11 protein-coding genes, 1 tRNA gene and 1 pseudogene are annotated in these 16065 nt (G+C 63.8%); 6 read left to right on the top strand and 7 right to left on the bottom strand.

The features are described from left to right. The 5 genes and pseudogenes from A2J01_RS15130 to argS all read right to left on the bottom strand — a co-directional run. Positions 1-289 (bottom strand): annotated as a pseudogene (locus tag A2J01_RS15130) (homoserine kinase); the annotation flags it as partial. A gap of 44 nt (positions 290-333) precedes the next feature. Beyond that, positions 334-1416 (bottom strand): threonine synthase, encoded by a 1083-nt coding sequence (thrC, locus tag A2J01_RS15135; protein ID WP_003941280.1) that lies wholly within the window; start codon positions 1414-1416, stop codon positions 334-336. Next, positions 1413-2726, bottom strand: coding sequence for a homoserine dehydrogenase (locus A2J01_RS15140; RefSeq protein ID WP_007726192.1), 1314 nt, complete (start codon positions 2724-2726; stop codon positions 1413-1415). The genes thrC and A2J01_RS15140 overlap by 4 nt, the downstream gene beginning before the upstream one ends. Continuing rightward, positions 2723-4144 (bottom strand): diaminopimelate decarboxylase, encoded by a 1422-nt coding sequence (lysA, locus tag A2J01_RS15145; protein ID WP_064113019.1) that lies wholly within the window; start codon positions 4142-4144, stop codon positions 2723-2725. Before lysA ends, A2J01_RS15140 begins: the two co-directional genes overlap by 4 nt. Then, the gene (argS, locus tag A2J01_RS15150) at positions 4141-5793 is read right to left on the bottom strand and encodes an arginine--tRNA ligase (RefSeq protein WP_003941360.1); all 1653 of its coding nucleotides are present in this window, start codon (positions 5791-5793) and stop codon (positions 4141-4143) included. Before argS ends, lysA begins: the two co-directional genes overlap by 4 nt. A gap of 216 nt (positions 5794-6009) precedes the next feature. Between argS and A2J01_RS15155 the strand changes: the two genes are divergently transcribed. Beyond that, positions 6010-6837, top strand: a complete 828-nt coding sequence (locus A2J01_RS15155; RefSeq protein WP_003941378.1) for a DUF3105 domain-containing protein — start codon at positions 6010-6012, stop codon at positions 6835-6837. Next, positions 6830-7549, top strand: coding sequence for a DUF305 domain-containing protein (locus A2J01_RS15160; RefSeq protein ID WP_030537330.1), 720 nt, complete (start codon positions 6830-6832; stop codon positions 7547-7549). The genes A2J01_RS15155 and A2J01_RS15160 overlap by 8 nt, the downstream gene beginning before the upstream one ends. 65 nt (positions 7550-7614) lie before the next feature. Here the strand turns inward: A2J01_RS15160 and A2J01_RS15165 are convergent, their stop codons facing one another. Beyond that, positions 7615-9984 carry a phosphoketolase family protein gene (locus A2J01_RS15165; protein ID WP_003941371.1) on the bottom strand — a complete coding sequence of 790 codons (2370 nt, stop codon included), beginning with the start codon at positions 9982-9984 and terminating at the stop codon, positions 7615-7617. 243 nt (positions 9985-10227) lie between these two features. Between A2J01_RS15165 and A2J01_RS15170 the strand changes: the two genes are divergently transcribed. The 4 genes from A2J01_RS15170 (at position 10228) to A2J01_RS15185 (ending at position 14638) form a co-directional block, all read left to right on the top strand. Beyond that, a tRNA-Arg gene (locus A2J01_RS15170) sits at positions 10228-10303 on the top strand. 89 nt (positions 10304-10392) lie between these two features. Further along, entirely contained in the window at positions 10393-11319 is a 927-nt protein-coding gene (locus tag A2J01_RS15175; protein WP_064113020.1) for a LysR substrate-binding domain-containing protein, read from the top strand. Positions 11320-11447: 128 nt separating this feature from the next. Beyond that, entirely contained in the window at positions 11448-12758 is a 1311-nt protein-coding gene (locus A2J01_RS15180) for an MFS transporter (RefSeq protein WP_064113021.1), read from the top strand. A gap of 2 nt (positions 12759-12760) precedes the next feature. Then, on the top strand, positions 12761-14638 hold the full coding sequence (locus A2J01_RS15185) for an FAD-dependent monooxygenase (protein ID WP_064113022.1): 1878 nt from the start codon (positions 12761-12763) through the stop codon (positions 14636-14638). Positions 14639-14711: 73 nt separating this feature from the next. On the opposite strand, the gene A2J01_RS15190 is transcribed toward A2J01_RS15185, so the two are convergent. After that, positions 14712-16065, bottom strand: a 1354-nt coding sequence (locus A2J01_RS15190) for an MFS transporter (RefSeq protein WP_064113023.1), incomplete at its 5' end; no start/stop codon positions are given.

Raw genomic sequence — 16065 nt, forward strand, 5'->3', positions numbered from 1 at the left:
AATGTGGAATCGCGTTGCGGCACAACACGTCCAGGCCACTGGCCCACACTCCGGCCGCCTCGAGACCACGCTCGATGGCGCGGACCACGAGATGCGAAGGACCCCAGGGCACGTCGGCAGCGCCTTCACCTTCGACGCGGATCTGAAGGCCTGAATCCGTTGTGGTGACCACGATTTCGTCGTACAACCCCAACGCCAGACCGAGGGTGTCGAACCCCGGCCCCAAGTTTGCACTCGAGGCCGGGACGCGAGCAGTCACCGAAAGGCCGATAGGCAGGGTTATAGTCATGTCAGACACCGGATTCCGCGGAGTGGTCGATGAATCCACGGACACTATGCAAGCTCGAGGGCAGCCGCGACGGCAACGGGATCGACACCGATCGGCTCGACGTTCGGCATACCCTTCAAAGCCGTGTCAGGATCCTTGAGACCGTTACCGGTCACCGTGCACACGACGGTCAGGCCCGGCTCGAGCCAGCCCTCTGCACGTGCGGCGAGCAGGCCGGCGACGCTGGCTGCCGACGCCGGTTCGACGAAGACGCCCTCGGTGGCGGCGATCAGACGGTAAGCCTCGAGGATCTTCTCGTCGGTGGCGGCACGGAATGCACCGTTCGACTCTTCCTTCGCGGCGACAGCGCCGTTCCAGGAAGCGGGAGAACCGATTCGGATTGCGGTGGCGATGGTTTCGGGATCCTTGACGGGTGCACCGTTGACCAGCGGAGCCGCTCCGGCTGCCTGGACGCCGAGCATGCGGGGCTTGACCGTGGTCAGACCGTCCGCGTAGTACTCGGAGTATCCGCGCCAGTACGCGGTGATGTTACCGGCGTTTCCGACCGGGAGTGCGTGCACGTCGGGAGCCTTGCCGAGGACGTCCATGATCTCGAATGCCGCGGTCTTCTGGCCTTCGATCCGCACCGGGTTGACCGAGTTGACGAGACCGATGGTGGGGAATTCGGCCGTGGTCTTGCGTGCCAGCTCGAGGCAGTCGTCGAAGTTGCCCTGGACCTGAATGATCTTGGCGCCGTGCATGACTGCCTGCGCAAGCTTGCCCATGGCGATCTTGCCCTGCGGGATGAGCACGGCGCAGGTCATGCCGGCCTTGGCTGCATACGCAGCGGCCGAGGCGGAGGTGTTGCCGGTGGAGGCGCACAGAACTGCGCGCTGGCCACGGGCCAAGGCGTCGGTGACGGCCATCGTCATGCCGCGGTCCTTGAAGGAACCGGTGGGGTTGAGGCCCTCGACCTTGAGGTAGACGTCGCAGCCGGTGATCTCGGAGAGGTGGCCGGCCGGCAGGAGCGGGGTGCCGCCTTCGCGCAGGGTGACGGTCTTCCAGTTGTCACCGATCGCGAGACGGTCCCGGTATGCCTCGATGAGACCCGGCCATGCCTTGTGGACGGGGTTGACGATGCCGGTCATTGTTCAGTGCCTTCCAGTCGCAGCACGCTGGTCACAGCGGTGACGAATTCGAGTTCGTTGAGGGCCGCCACGGTCTCGGAGAGAGCCGCGTCGGTTGCTACATGAGTGACGACCACCAGACGCGCGCCGGCGCCGGCGCCCTCCTGGCGGACGACGGAGATGCTCACGCCGTGCTTGGCGAACTCGGCGGCGACTGCGGACAGCACACCTTCCTTGTCCGCGACCTCCATGTTCACGTAGTAGCGCGTGAGGATGTCGCCCATCGGGGCGACCTTGAGCTTGGCGTACTTGGACTCGCGGGGGCCGCGTCCGCCGTGAACCTTGTTGCGCGCAGCCATCACCAGGTCACCCATCACCGCGGAAGCGGTGGGGGCGCCGCCTGCACCCTGGCCGTAGAACATGAGCCGGCCGGCGTTCTCTGCTTCCACGACAACGGCGTTGAACGCGCCGTTGACCGAGGCCAGCGGATGGCTGAGCGGAACCAGCGCCGGGTACACGCGAGCGGAAATCCGCTCCTTGCCCTTGGGCGTGACGATGCGCTCGCAGATCGAGAGCAACTTGATCGTGCAGTCGAGTGCCTTCGCCGAAGCCAGGTCGGCGGAGGTGATCGTGGAGATTCCTTCGCGGTACACGTCCGCGGCAGTGACGCGGGTGTGGAACGCGATCGACGCGAGGATCGCTGCCTTCGCCGCGGCGTCGTAGCCTTCGACGTCCGCGGTCGGGTCGGCTTCCGCGTATCCGAGGCGTCCGGCTTCGGCCAAGGTCTCTTCGTAGTCGGCGCCGGTCTCGTCCATCGCCGAAAGGATGAAATTGGTGGTGCCGTTCACGATTCCGGCGACCTTGTTGACACGGTCTCCGGCCAACGACTGTGTGAGCGGGCGGATCACGGGGATCGCGCCGGCAACAGCGGCCTCGAAGTACAGGTCGACAGAGTTGGCCTCTGCAGCCTCCGCCAATTCACCGGTGTGGTCCGCGAGCAGCGCCTTGTTGGCGGTCACGACCGACTTGCCGGAGTTGAGCGAAGAGAGAATCAGCTTGCGAGGGAGCTCGATTCCGCCGATCACCTCGACCACGATGTCGACGTCGTCACGACCGACCAGGGACTCGGCGTCCGTCGTCTGCAGTTCCTCGGGAATTCCGCGGTCCGAGCCGATACGGCGGACGGCAACCCCCCGCAGTTCCAACGGGGCGCCGACGCGAGCTTCGAGTTCCTCGGCCTGCTCACGAATGATCCGGACGACCTCGCTCCCGACGTTGCCGAGGCCGAGAACGGCCACACCGATAGCGCGATGCGCCGATTCGCTCGTCACTGCGATACCTCCAAGCTGAGCAGATCTTCCACTGTTTCCCTCCGCAGAATCACGCGTGAGACTCCGTCACGCACCGCCACCACGGCTGGGCGGGTGAGCAGGTTGTACCTGCTCGACATCGAATAGCAGTATGCACCGGTCGCTGCTACCGCTAGTAAATCACCGGGCCCGACGTCCTCGGGCATCCAGGTGTCCCGAATGACCACGTCACCGGACTCGCAGTGCTTACCGACGATACGTGCAACGACGGGATCAGCCTCGGAAGTTCGCGAAACCAACTTGGCTTCGTACTCCGCACCGTAGAGGGACGTGCGGATGTTGTCGCTCATCCCGCCGTCGACGCTGATGTAGCGGCGTGTCAGCGAGCTACCCACCGTGACGTCCTTGATGGTGCCGACCTCGTAGAGCGTCACCGTGCCAGGTCCGGCGATGGCGCGGCCGGGTTCGACGGCAAGCGTCGGCTCCGGCAATCCGGCCAGTGCGGACTCGTTGCGCACGATGTGGCCGAGCTTTGCTGCCAGTTCGTCGACGGGCGGCGGGTCGTCGGAGGGGATGTACGAGATCCCCATTCCGCCGCCGAGGTCGATGATCGAAATCTGCTTGGTCTTCTCGACGCCGAACTCGGTGACGACGTCGCGGAGCAAACCGATCACGCGGTGCGCTGCCACCTCGAAACCGTCGACCTCGAAGATCTGCGAACCGATGTGGCTGTGCAGGCCGACCAGGCGCAAGTTGTCGGCAGCGAAGACGCGACGGACCGCGTCGATCGCCGCTCCCCCGGCCAGCGAGAAACCGAACTTCTGGTCCTCGTGTGCGGTGGAGATGAATTCATGGGTATGCGCTTCGACGCCGACGGTCAGTCGGATCAACACGTCCTGAACGACACCGGCCTCACCGGCGACACGATCGAGTCGGTCGATCTCGATCGACGAGTCGAGCACGACGTGTCCGACGCCCGCGGCGACACCAGCGGCCAGTTCGGCGACTGACTTGTTGTTGCCGTGCATGGCAATTCGCTCGGCCGGGAAGTCCGCGTGCAACGCGATCGCCAGTTCGCCGCCGGAGCAGACGTCGAGCGAGAGGCCTTCGTCGGCGACCCAGCGTGCGATCTCGCCACAGAGGAATGCCTTGGATGCGTAGTGCACCTTGGCATCCGGGCCGAAGGCGCGGGCCATGTCACGGCAGCGCGAGCGGAAGTCGTCCTCGTCGATGACGAACAACGGAGTGCCGTACTTCTCGGCAAGTTCACCGACCTTGACACCCGCGAGGGTCACTTCACCGTCGTCGCCACGAGAAGCGTTGCGCGGCCACACCTGCGGTGAGAGTTCGCCGAAGGCTTCGGGGCTGGTCGGACGGTCGGGCAAGCCGGGGGCCTGCAACTGCTCGGCGTGCTTGGGGCCGGCGGGGTGCGCGTTCACATTTGCTCCGGTGCGGTGACGCCGAGCAGTTCGAGACCGTTGGCCAGGACCTGTCGGGTGGCGGCGCAGAGAGCCAGACGCGCGCGGTGCACGTCGGTGGCGTCTTCGTCGCCTTGCGGAAGGATGCGGCACGCGCCGTAGAAGCGGTGGTACGCACCCGCGAGTTCTTCGAGGTAGCGGGCAATACGGTGCGGCTCACGCAGATTCGCAGCGCTCGACACGACGCGTGGGTACTCGCCGATCGTGCGGATGAGGTCACCCTCCTGCTCGACGGTGAGCAGGGCGAGGTTGCTCGCGTCGGCGGACAGACCGAGGTCTGCGGCGTTGCGAGCGATCGCCGAGAGGCGTGCGTGCGCGTACTGCACGTAGTAGACGGGGTTCTCGCTGCTGGTCTTGGTCCACAGGTCGAGGTCGATGTCGATGCTCGAGTCGACCGACGAGCGGATCATGACGTAACGCGAGGCGTCGACGCCGATTGCCTCGACCAGGTCGTCGAGGGTGATGACGGTGCCTGCACGCTTGCTCATCTTGACGGCAGTGCCGTCCTTGACGAGGTTGACCATCTGGCCGATCAGCACCTCGACGGTGTCCGGATCGTCGCCGAATGCGGCAGCGGCAGCCTTGAGACGGCCGATGTAACCGTGATGGTCGGCGCCGAGCATGTAGATACAGAGGTCGAACCCACGGGCGCGCTTGTTCTGGAAGTAGGCGATGTCACCGGCGATGTAGGCGGCGTTGCCATCGCTCTTGATGACGACGCGGTCCTTGTCGTCGCCGTAGTCGGTGCTCTTGAGCCACCACGCACCGTCTTCGTGGAAGAGGTTGCCCGAACCCTTGAGGGATTCGACGGCCTTCTCGACCGCACCGGATTCGAAGAGCGAGTTCTCGTGGAAGTAGACGTCGAAGTCGACGCCGAAGTCGTGCAGGGTCTGCTTGATGTGCGTGAACATCAATTCGACGCCGATGGCGCGGAAGGTTTCCTGCTGCTCGTCGGCAGGCAGATCCATGACGTCGGGACGCTGCTTCAGAACCGAGGCGGCGATGTCGGCGATGTACGCGCCGGCGTAACCGTCTTCGGGAGCAGGTTCACCCTTCGCTGCAGCGATCAGCGAACGCGAGAAGCGGTCGATCTGGGCACCGTGATCGTTGAAGTAGTACTCACGTGTTACCAAACCACCCTGCGCGGACAGAATGCGTCCGAGCGCGTCTCCGACTGCGGCCCAACGGGTTCCACCGAGGTGAATCGGTCCGGTGGGGTTGGCGGAGACGAATTCGAGGTTGATCTTCTTGCCGGCGAGGGAGTCACCCGAGCCGTACGACGCACCGGCTTCGAGAACCGACACGACGATCGCGCCCTGGGCGTCCTTGTCCAACCGAATGTTGAGGAAGCCGGGCCCGGCGATCTCGGCGGATTCGATTCCGTCGGCAGCGGTGAGGGCTTCGGCGATCCAGCCCGCCAGCTCGCGGGGATTCGTGCCGACCTTCTTGGCTACCTGCATGGCAATGTTGGTGGCGTAATCGCCGTGCTCGGGGTTGCGTGGTCGCTCGACGGTGAGGGTTTCGGGTAGCACGGATACGTCGAGGCCACGATCGGCAAGGACGCTCGCTGCGGTTCCGCGGAGCAGTTCGGCAAGGTCAGCTGGAGTCACAGGTATTCATCCTATTGCCTGCACACCGGAAGTGGAGACTCGCCTCACGCCTCGCTCTCCGTGAACGTGCGCGGGGCCGCTGTGGCGTGTCGCACGCCACTCTCAAAGTTTGCCCTCAGACTCGGAAAGTACAGTGGTAATGCCCGAGCTACCACCGCGTACCTTCATGCGCGGGCGCGCCACACCTCAAGCCCACACACCGAAAGAGCCCAATCGATGCCAAGCGGTTCCGATAGTCGCGGTCCCAACAAGAACTCCGGGGCCAAATCAGCCAAGGCCATCAAGGCCGCCAACAAGAACAGTCGGCCGGCCAAGAAGGGCAAGGGCGGCGTCCCCGCTCCCCGCCAGATCCCCTGGCTGTCGATCGGCGCCGGTGTGGCTGTGCTCGCACTCATCGCCGTGCTCGGTATCAATCTGTGGCCCAAGGTCGAGGAGCGGCAGGCCCTCGAGCCGTACAAGTACAGCTCCGAGAACAAGGATCCGTCCGACAAGATCGACGGCGTCCTCAAGATCGAGTACCCGGCCGGCCAGCACGTCGATTCCACTCAGCGCGTGGCGTACGACCAGACCCCGCCGTTCGGTGGCCCGCACGACGCCACCTGGGCTAACTGCACCGGAACCGTGTACGCCGACCCGATTCGCACCGAGAACGCCGTCCACTCGCTCGAGCACGGCGCCATCTGGATCACGTACAACCCCGATCTCGTCGACCAGGACCAGATCGACAGTCTCGCCGGACGCGTGAACGGCAAGTCCTACATGCTGATGTCGCCGTACCCCGGTCAGAGCAGCCCCATTTCTCTGCAGTCGTGGGGCCATCGCCTCGAGATCGACAAGGCCGACGACGATCGCATCGATCAGTTCATCACTGCGCTGAACCAGAACCCGAACGTCTACCCCGAGGTCGGCGCGAGCTGCACCAACCCGCTGTTCACTCCGTCGACGTCGCCGTTCGATCCGACACCTCCGGGCGCCGACGCCATCCAGATGGACGGCACGGGCGCTACCCCGGCCACCGACGAACAGATTCCCGCCGGTGGATAGTTCGACGAACACCGATCAGTCTTCGAAGCCGAGTCAGCGCACCGCACTGCTGATCATCGGTCTGATCGGCGCGATCGCCGTCGGTTTTGCGCTCGGCGCACTGACCAACCTCCTCGGACCCGATGCGAAGTCGTCACTGACCGTTCCGGCTTCGGATTCGGTGGACGTGGGCTTCGCGCAGGACATGAGCGTGCATCACAGCCAGGCCGTCGACATGGCGTCCATCGCCCTGACGAAGTCCACGGACAACGACGTACGCACGCTGGCGTTCGACATCTTGACCACGCAGCAGAACCAGCTCGGTCAGATGCAGGCGTGGCTGACCATGTGGGATCAGCCGCTGTCCAAGGTGGGCCCGTACATGGAGTGGATGTCGTCGGATTCGGGCTCCGGCCATGGATCGCACGGGACTTCGGCCACGATGGACATGAGTCATTCCGGGCCGGTCGACACGATGCCCGGCATGGCGTCCCCCGAGGACCTTGCGGCTCTCCGCGCAGCGGAAGGTCTGCAACTCGACACTTTGTTCCTGCAGCTGATGCTTCGTCACCACGAAGGTGGGCTTCCGATGATGGAGTACGCAGCAGCCGACGCCACCGAGGGGCCGGTGCGCAGCCTGGCGCAGACGATGGTCAACACGCAGCAGAGCGAGTCCAAGCTGATGACCGACATGTTGGCAGCTCGCGGCGCAGTGCCACTGCCCATGAACTGAGCTGCACTGCACTGCACTGAACTGAGCCGAAATTGTTCAGACCCAACTGGGCCTGGTCCTGAATTTCAGGACCAGGTCCAGTTTTCTACTTCCGGCATGTCTTCGAGGTGCTCGACGATGTAACGCGAGTGCTTTTCGAGTTGTGTGCGGCAGAACTCCGCCAACTCGGACGCCCCGGCCGGCCGACGCTTGGAGCGTCGTAGCGCCTCGATCACCAGGTGGTAGCGGCTCATCTTGTTGAGGACGACCATGTCGAACGGTGTTGTGGTTGTTCCCTGTTCACTGAATCCGCGAACGTGGAAGCGCTCGGGACTCGGACGCCCGTGAATCAGTTCGTGCACGGCACGCGAGTATCCGTGGAATGCGAACACGACGTCGGTCTGCGCGGAGAACAGATCGAGGAAGACCCGCTCCCCGAATCCGTGGGGATGCTCGGTTGGCGTCAGCAAGGCCATCAGATCGACGACGTTGACGACGCGGGTGATCAGTTCGGGTGTGTGATCGCGCAGCAACTGTGCAGCAGCCAGGATCTCCTGCGTCGGCACATCTCCCGCGGCGGCCAGGACCACGTCCGGTTCCTGTCCGCGAGCCTCGGTTCCGGCCCATTCCCAGACCGAAGCGCCCGCCGCGCAGTGCTCGTGCGCTTGCTCGAGCGTGAGGTACTGCAGGTGCGGTTGCTTGTCCACGACTATCAGGTTGACGTGGTCGGTACTACGCAGGCAGTGATCCGAGATCGAGAGCAACGTGTTGGAATCCGGCGGCAGCCACACGCGGATCACACTGGGTGCCAAGGGAATAACGGCGTCGATCATGCCGGGGCCCTGATGACTGAATCCGTTGTGGTCGTTGCGCCAGCACGTACTGGTCAACAGCACGTTGAGCGAAGCAACAGACGCCCGCCACGGCAGGTCGACGGCATGTTGGAGCCACTTGGCGTGCTGGATGAGCATCGACACGCTCACCATCGCAAATGCTTCGTAGCTCGCGAACATCCCGTGTCGGCCCGACAGCAGATAGCCCTCGAGCCATCCCTCGCAGAGGTGCTCGCTGAGGACCTCCATGACACGACCGTCCGCGGACAGCCCGTCGTCGTAGTCGGTGATCGGCAGTTGCCAGCAGCGATCGGTTGTCTCGAATACGGCGCCGAGGCGATTGCTCGACGTCTCGTCCGGACAGAAGAGTCGGAAGATCCCGCCGCTGTCCTCGGTTTCCGTGGCGGCGTAGATGTCGCGCAGAAGCTCGCCGAGAACTCGCGTCGTCTCGTGGAAGGTCGAACCCGGGGATTGGATGGGAAGCGCATACTTTTCGAGCGGCGGCATCGGGAGATCGACGCGAAGTCGTCCACCGTTCGCGTAGGGAGTGCTCCCCATGCGCTTGTCCCCCGTCGGCGACAGCGCCGCCAGTTCCGCGACGAGTGATCCGTTGGCGTCGAACAACTCGTCCGGACGGTACGACCGCATCCACTCTTCGAGTTGCCGCAGATGTGATTCGTTGCTTCGCACGCCGGACAACGGCACCTGGTGCGCACGATGTGTGCCCTCGACCAAGATTCCGTCGACGGTGTGTGGACCGGTCCATCCTTTCGGCGTCCGCAACACGATTGCCGGCCACGAACCCGTCCACTCCTCTCCGCGGCGTGCGGCACCCTGCATCTCGCGGATCTTCTCGTGCGCCTGCGAGATCGCTTGATACAGCTGAGGAAACACCGCGTCGGGGTCGTCACCGGAGACGACGATCGGCGCCCACCCCTGTCCACCAAGATAGGCCTGGATGTCTTCGTCGCTGCTGCGTCCGTAGACCGTCGGCCCGGCGATCTTGGCACCGTTCACGTGCAGGATCGGCAGCACCGCGCCGTCGCGTCGTGGATTCAGGAACGCCGGGAGCTTCCACGAACCGGACAACGGCCCGGTCTCCGCTTCGCCGTCGCCGATCACACAGGCCACCACGAGGTTCGGATGATCGAAGGCAGCGCCGGCCGCATGGGCAAGGGCGTAGCCGAGCTCGCCGCCTTCGTGGATGCTTCCGGGTGTCTGCACACTCACATGGCTGGGCACTCCGCCGGGAGCGGAGAATCGCCGACACATCCGGTGGATGCCCTCGGCGTCGTCCGAGACTTCCGGATAGATCTCCGAGTACGTTCCCTCGAGATACGTCGACGCGACCAGCGCCGGACCACCGTGCCCGGGACCGGTCACGTAAAGCCAGTCTGCGCCGGTGGCGACGATGTGCCGATTGAGGAGCGTGTAGATCATCGACAAGCCGGGGCTGGTCCCCCAGTGCCCGAGCAGTCGGGGCTTGATGTGCTCGGCACGCAACGGTTCCCGCAGAAGCGTGTTGTCCTTCAGATAGATCTGCGCGACGGTCAGGTAGTTGGCCGCTGCCCACCACTTCAGGTCGAGCGCGAGCTGGTCTTCGGAATAGTGGTGATCGGTCATCAACGACTCCCGTACCTCACGAGGGTGCCCGAGCAGTCCGCCCGAGCCTGTGCTCAGAGCCGAGCCTAGGCGTAAAAAGCATCCGAGTCAGTCGGTACAGATGATTCGACGACCATGGTCCCCGGCCGCATCCTCGACTACCTCACGCGAGGACGCCATGCCGAGACGGGTGCCGGTTTGGTCTTGTCCCCCCGTGATGCGCTACGCTAACGCAGCCCAATCGGCACACCGAAAGTTCGGTGCGCCCCCGTAGCTCAGGGGATAGAGCGTTCGCCTCCGGAGCGAAAGGTCGCAGGTTCGAATCCTGCCGGGGGCACCACGAAGACGCAGGTCAGCGATTGATCGTCGACCTCTTCACGGTGCCACACCAAAATATTCAGGGCAATCTACCCGACTACTGTCGATCTCATGCCTCGCATCGATCCTGCTCCCACGTACACGATGCGTCAGCTGGCCGCGTTTGTCGCGGTAGCCGAGACCGGAACGATCAGTGCCGCGGCCGAGCGCCTGCACCTCTCTCCTTCCGCCCTGTCCGCGGCGCTCACCGAACTCGAACGCGCGCTCAAAGTTCAACTGTGCGTTCGCCGTCGCTCATTCGGCATTCAACTGACCCGCACCGGCGAATCCGTTCTGGTGCGCGCCCGGGCGCTACTTCAGCAGGCCGGGGAACTCGAATCCGATGCGCTCGGAACCGGCGGAAGCGTGTCGGGGCCCATCGCGATCGGCTGTTATCCCGCTCTGGGGCCGACGGTGTTGCCGTCGATGATCGCCGGGTTCACCCGTGAGAATCCTGACGCGCAGGTGGAGTTCCGCGAGGACACTCAGAATCGGCTCCAGACACATCTCGAGAACGGCGAGTTGGACCTCGCGATCGCTTACGACCTGGACCTGTCTCCACAATTGCGCACAGTTCCGTTGGCCATCCGCGAACCCTTGATCGTCCTGGGTGCAGAACACCCACTCGCGCGGTCCGAGCGACCGATCCATCTTCCGGACCTCGCGGAACACCCGATGGTTCTCCTCGACGCGCCGCCGAGCACCAAACACGCGCTCGACGTCTGTCGCGCAGGCGGATTCGCCCCGAAGGTTGCCTACAGAACTGCGAACTTCGAAACGGCGAGGGCATTTGTCGGCCGTGGCCTCGGCTGGACGCTGCTACTCCAGCGGCCCAAGATCGACGTCACGTACGAGGGGCTCGAGGTGGTCGTCAAGACCATCGCTTCCCCCGCCGTGCCGTCGGTGCACGTAGTTCTCGCTTGGCACCAGAACACTCGCCTCAGCCACGTCGCACGCGCTTTCATAGAATTCGTTTCACCCTCAGAACCTGCCCAATAGTCCCACTACCAGGCAGCGGAGCTGGTTCCACGTATTTTCCGTGCAAGAACCTCCAATTCTTTCGCTTTTCAATTGTTGTGGCGCACGTCATTGTTTCTTCAAGCCACATTCATCTCGAAAGGCACTTCATGACCTCCATCGCCTCACCGACCGCAACGCGCGCCGCCGCGACGGTCAAGGCGCGTAAGGCCGCCCTCGGCAGCTTTGTCGGCACCGCCATCGAGTGGTACGACTTCTTCATCTACGGCACCGCCGCCGCGCTCGTGCTCGGCAAGCAGTTCTTCCCCGGCACGTCCGATCTGGCCGGCACCCTGGCCGCCTTCGCCACCCTCGCCGTCGGATTCGTCGCGCGTCCCATCGGCGGAATCGTGATGGGCCACTTCGGCGACCGCATCGGACGCAAATCCATGTTGGTCACCTCGTTGATGCTGATGGGCTGCGCCACCGTTGCCATCGGCCTGCTACCCAACTACGCCGCAATCGGCGTCTTTGCCCCCATACTCCTGGTGACCTTGCGATTCGTTCAGGGACTCGGTGTCGGCGGCGAGTGGGGCGGCGCAGTTCTGGTCGCCACCGAAAACGCACCGGAGGGCAGGAAGGGGCTGTACGGCAGCGCACCACAAATCGGTGTTCCCGCAGGCGTACTGGTGGCCAATCTCGTCTATCTCCCCCTCGCCGCCTTCATGGACGACGATGCATTCAACTCCTGGGGATGGCGAATCCCGTTCCTGCTCAGCGCAGTTCTTGTGGGCGTTGCGATGTGGATCCGTCTCGGCCTCGAGGAAAGTGACGAGTTCACCGCATCGAAGTCCGAAGCGCCGGCGGAGTCAATGCCGATCCTCGAGGTTCTGACCAAACACTGGAAGACTGTGCTCCTCGCCGGTGGAACCTTCATCGCCACCAACGGAATCGCTTACGCGTACATGGTTTACGTCCTCAAGTACGGCGAGACGGAACTCGGCTTCAGCAAAACCACCATGCTGTTTCTCCTCATCTCATCATGCCCGTTCTGGATGGCTGGAATGGCTTTCAGCGCCCACAAGTCGGACACTCTCGGACGCCGGACCGTCTACATCCGCAGTTCGATCGCCCTCGTGGTGGCGGCAGCGGTGTTCTTTCCGTTGATCGACACAGCGATCGTTCCGGTGATGCTCGTATCGATGATCGCCCTCGGCTTCACTCTCGGCTGCTGCGCCGGTCCACAAGCGGCCCTGTTCGCGGAATTGTTCCCCGCACACATCCGCTACAGCGGAGCGTCACTCGGATACCAGATCGGCGCAATCCTCGGCGGCGGGCTGGCCCCGATGATCGCCACTGCGCTCTACGCCGCCTTCGACACCTCGTTCGCCATCACCGCCTACTTCGTGATCATTGCCGTGATCAGCCTGGTGTCCATCTTCCTGCTCCCGGAACCTACTGCCGCACAGAAAGCCTCGTGACTATGTCGACTTACTTTCATCCGAAGAAGTACGCGCCCGAGGACTTCTCGTCCATGGAACCTTCGGCCGACGCACTTCCCGTCGTGATCGTCGGAGCCGGCCCCGTCGGCATGGGCGTAGCCATGGGCTTGGCGCAGCGCGGCATTCCCGTCACGATTCTCGAAGCGGCCGATCAGGTCTCGTTCGGCAGTCGCGCGATCTGCGTGTCTCGGCACAGCCTCGAAGTTGCCGAACGCCTGGGCTTCGGTGCCGAACTCGAAGGCACCGTTCTGCCGTGGGTGGGTGGTCGGAGCTACTACCGTGATCAGGAAGTACTGCACTTCCGGATGGCATCCGCCGAGCACGACGCGCGTGGCCCCATGGTCAACGTGTCGCAATCCGAGTTCGAGCAGATCATGACGGACAAGTTGCTCGCGCATCCCATGGTGAATTTCCACTGGTCGTCGTCGATCGCCGGCATCTCCGGCGGTGATGACGAGGTGACACTGACCGTCGACACCGCGTTCGGAACCCGCGAACTACGCGCGGCATGGATAGTGGCTGCCGACGGTGGACGAAGCAAGATGCGCGAACTCAGCGGAATCCGCTTGCAGGGCAACAGCTACGAGGGCAACTACGTCATTGCCGACATTCATTGGGAATCGGAACTCCCGGCCGAGCGTCTGGTGTGGTTCGACGCACCCAGTAACCCGGGGTCCACGATCATCATGCACCGCCAACCACGGGACATCTGGCGCATCGACTACCAGCTCGATGCGTCGGACGATCCGGAAGCGGAGACGCAAGAAGATCGCATCCGTGACCGCATCACGCGTCACCTCGAGTGGCTCCAGAGCGACATCCCCTGGACCCTGGAATGGTTCGGCTTCTACCGCGCCCACGCACTCGCCCTGGAAGATTTCACTCACGGCCGTGTGCTATTTGCCGGCGACGCCGCGCATCTCGTTCCGATCTTCGGTGTTCGCGGCCTCAACTCTGGCATGGAGGATGCCGAGACCCTGGTGTGGCAACTGGCGACCGTTATCAGTGGGGCTGCCGATACCGCCATCCTCGACGCGTATTCGAAGGAACGTCGTAGCGCGTGGCAGCAGAACGTCGACAATGCAGGCAAGTCGACGCTCATCATGTCGCCCGGCAGTCATGGATACCGGACCACCCGCGACGCCGTACTCGAACTCGCCACCAAGCGAAGCGAATTCGCGCACCTCATCAACCCGCGCCAGTCGAGTGCAACGCACGCCCGTCTCTCGCCGCTGACGTGGCCCACAGCTGCGGGCAGCGAGGGCGCATTGCCCGGGGATCCGCTGGAAGACAGGGTCATCCAGGTCTCGGCGGACGGTTCATTTACCTCCTTGAACAGTCTGCGCGGTACTGGATTCGGCCTGCTGGCTTTCGGACTGTCAGCTGAGCTGGTATCCGAACTCGACACGCAAGCCGAGATTCTCGCTCAGGCCCTTGCACCGGAAACCGTACGGGTGATCACCGCGGGAACTACCGACTCCACGATTCCCGATGTCGAGGGTGACCTCGCATCTGCCCTCGGCGCTCGTGTCGGCGAGATCTTCGTGATTCGGCCCGACGGCTTGGTGCTGTGCCGCATCAGCGATCCCGCGCAATTGAGCGACGTAGCCAAACACCTCACTGCCGGCACCGCGCCAACGCACTTCGACTCAGCACTGTCGGTCACGCCCACTGTGATTGACGACGAAGGCCACCGCGAACACGTCTGGCTGGCACTGTCGAACGCACTCGACCAGGCTGATCCGTCCGACCGCGAAGGCTTGTTGGTGCGTCTAGCCTTGATCCTCGGTTCGCAAGCTACGTCGACGAGCTTCGACGTAGCTCTGAAAGATGCTGCCCTGAAATCTGCCACACGATAGTTCAGACACAGCAGCTCGGCCGCGCAGGAGTCTCTCCTACGCGGCCGAGCGCATTCGCGGATGAAGCAAGTGTTCAGTTGACCTCGGCCAACTCCTTTTCTTCCTCAGCGCGCCTTTCACGCACGGATCTTCCGCGCAGCGAGCTCCCACGTACGAGCGGCGAGACGGTGATCGCCAAGCCCACCAGCGCGACCCCGGTGACCAGGATCAGTCCGGGATGGAACTGCTCGAACCCGGCGGTACCGGCGCCGGACGCGGTGTGCGATCCGGCGGTCACGAGGGCAGTAGTCAGAGCGAGCACGAGCGCCGCACCGACCTGAGCTGACGTGTTCACCAGACCGGACGCCAAGCCCTGCTCGGAGTCGTCGACGCCCGAGGTGGCCTGAGCCATGATCGAGGTGTATCCCAACGCGAATCCGAGTCCGAGCAGGATGACGCTCGGCAGAATCGCCACGACGTACGACGGTGAATCGCTGCCGGCGAAGAGGAACCAGAGGTACCCGACGCTCAGCGACGTCAGTGCCGCGATGATGAGCTTGGCACTGCCGTACAGGTCCACCAACCGTCCGACGAACGGTGATCCGAAGGCGACGATGATGCCTGCAGGGAGCAGCGCCATTGCCATCTTCAACGGCGGCCCACCGAGAGCGGACTGAAGGAAGATCGTCATCATGAACTGGAAGCTCAGGTAGGAACCGAAGAGCGCGATGATGGCCAGATTCGCACGGACGATGGTGCCGACGCGCAGAAGTCCGAGGCGCACCAGCGGATGTGCCACCTTCTTCTCCACGAAGAAGAACGTCGCGAGCAGCACGGCGGCCACGGCGAACGATCCCAACGTCATCGGGTGAGCCCACCCGCGGGTCGGAGCGGAGACCATCGTGTACACCGTGAGCAGCATTCCCGTCACCAGGGTGACGGCCCCGACGAGGTCGTGCCCGCCGGCGTCCGCGGGACGGTCCCGCGGAATGAGGAAGTACCCACCGATCAGTGCGATGACGGCAAACGGAACCGGCATCAGGAACGTGAATCGCCAACCGGCACTGGTCAACAGCCCGCCGAGGATCAAGCCGGACGAGTAGCCGCTGGCTCCGAACACCGAGAACACGGACAAGGCACGGTTACGGGCAGGGCCCTCCTTGAACGTCGTGGTGAGGATGGACATTGCGGTCGGCGCAGTGAAGGCCGCAGCGAGTCCCTTGACGAATCGTGATGCGATCAGCAGTGTTCCGTTGTCGACCAGTCCACCGACCAGCGAGGCGATCGCGAACACGGTGAGCGCGATCAGGAAGACCTTCCTACGTCCGAGGAGGTCGGCAGTACGTCCACCGAGCAGCAGCAAACCGCCGAACCCGAGGACGTATCCGTTGATGATCCACTGCAGCGAGGTAGTGGACAGGCCCAGTTCATTGCCGATGGACGGAAGA

Origin of the sequence: Rhodococcus sp. EPR-134 (assembly GCF_001647205.1) — a bacterium.
In the GTDB taxonomy this organism is placed as follows: domain Bacteria; phylum Actinomycetota; class Actinomycetes; order Mycobacteriales; family Mycobacteriaceae; genus Rhodococcus_F; species Rhodococcus_F qingshengii.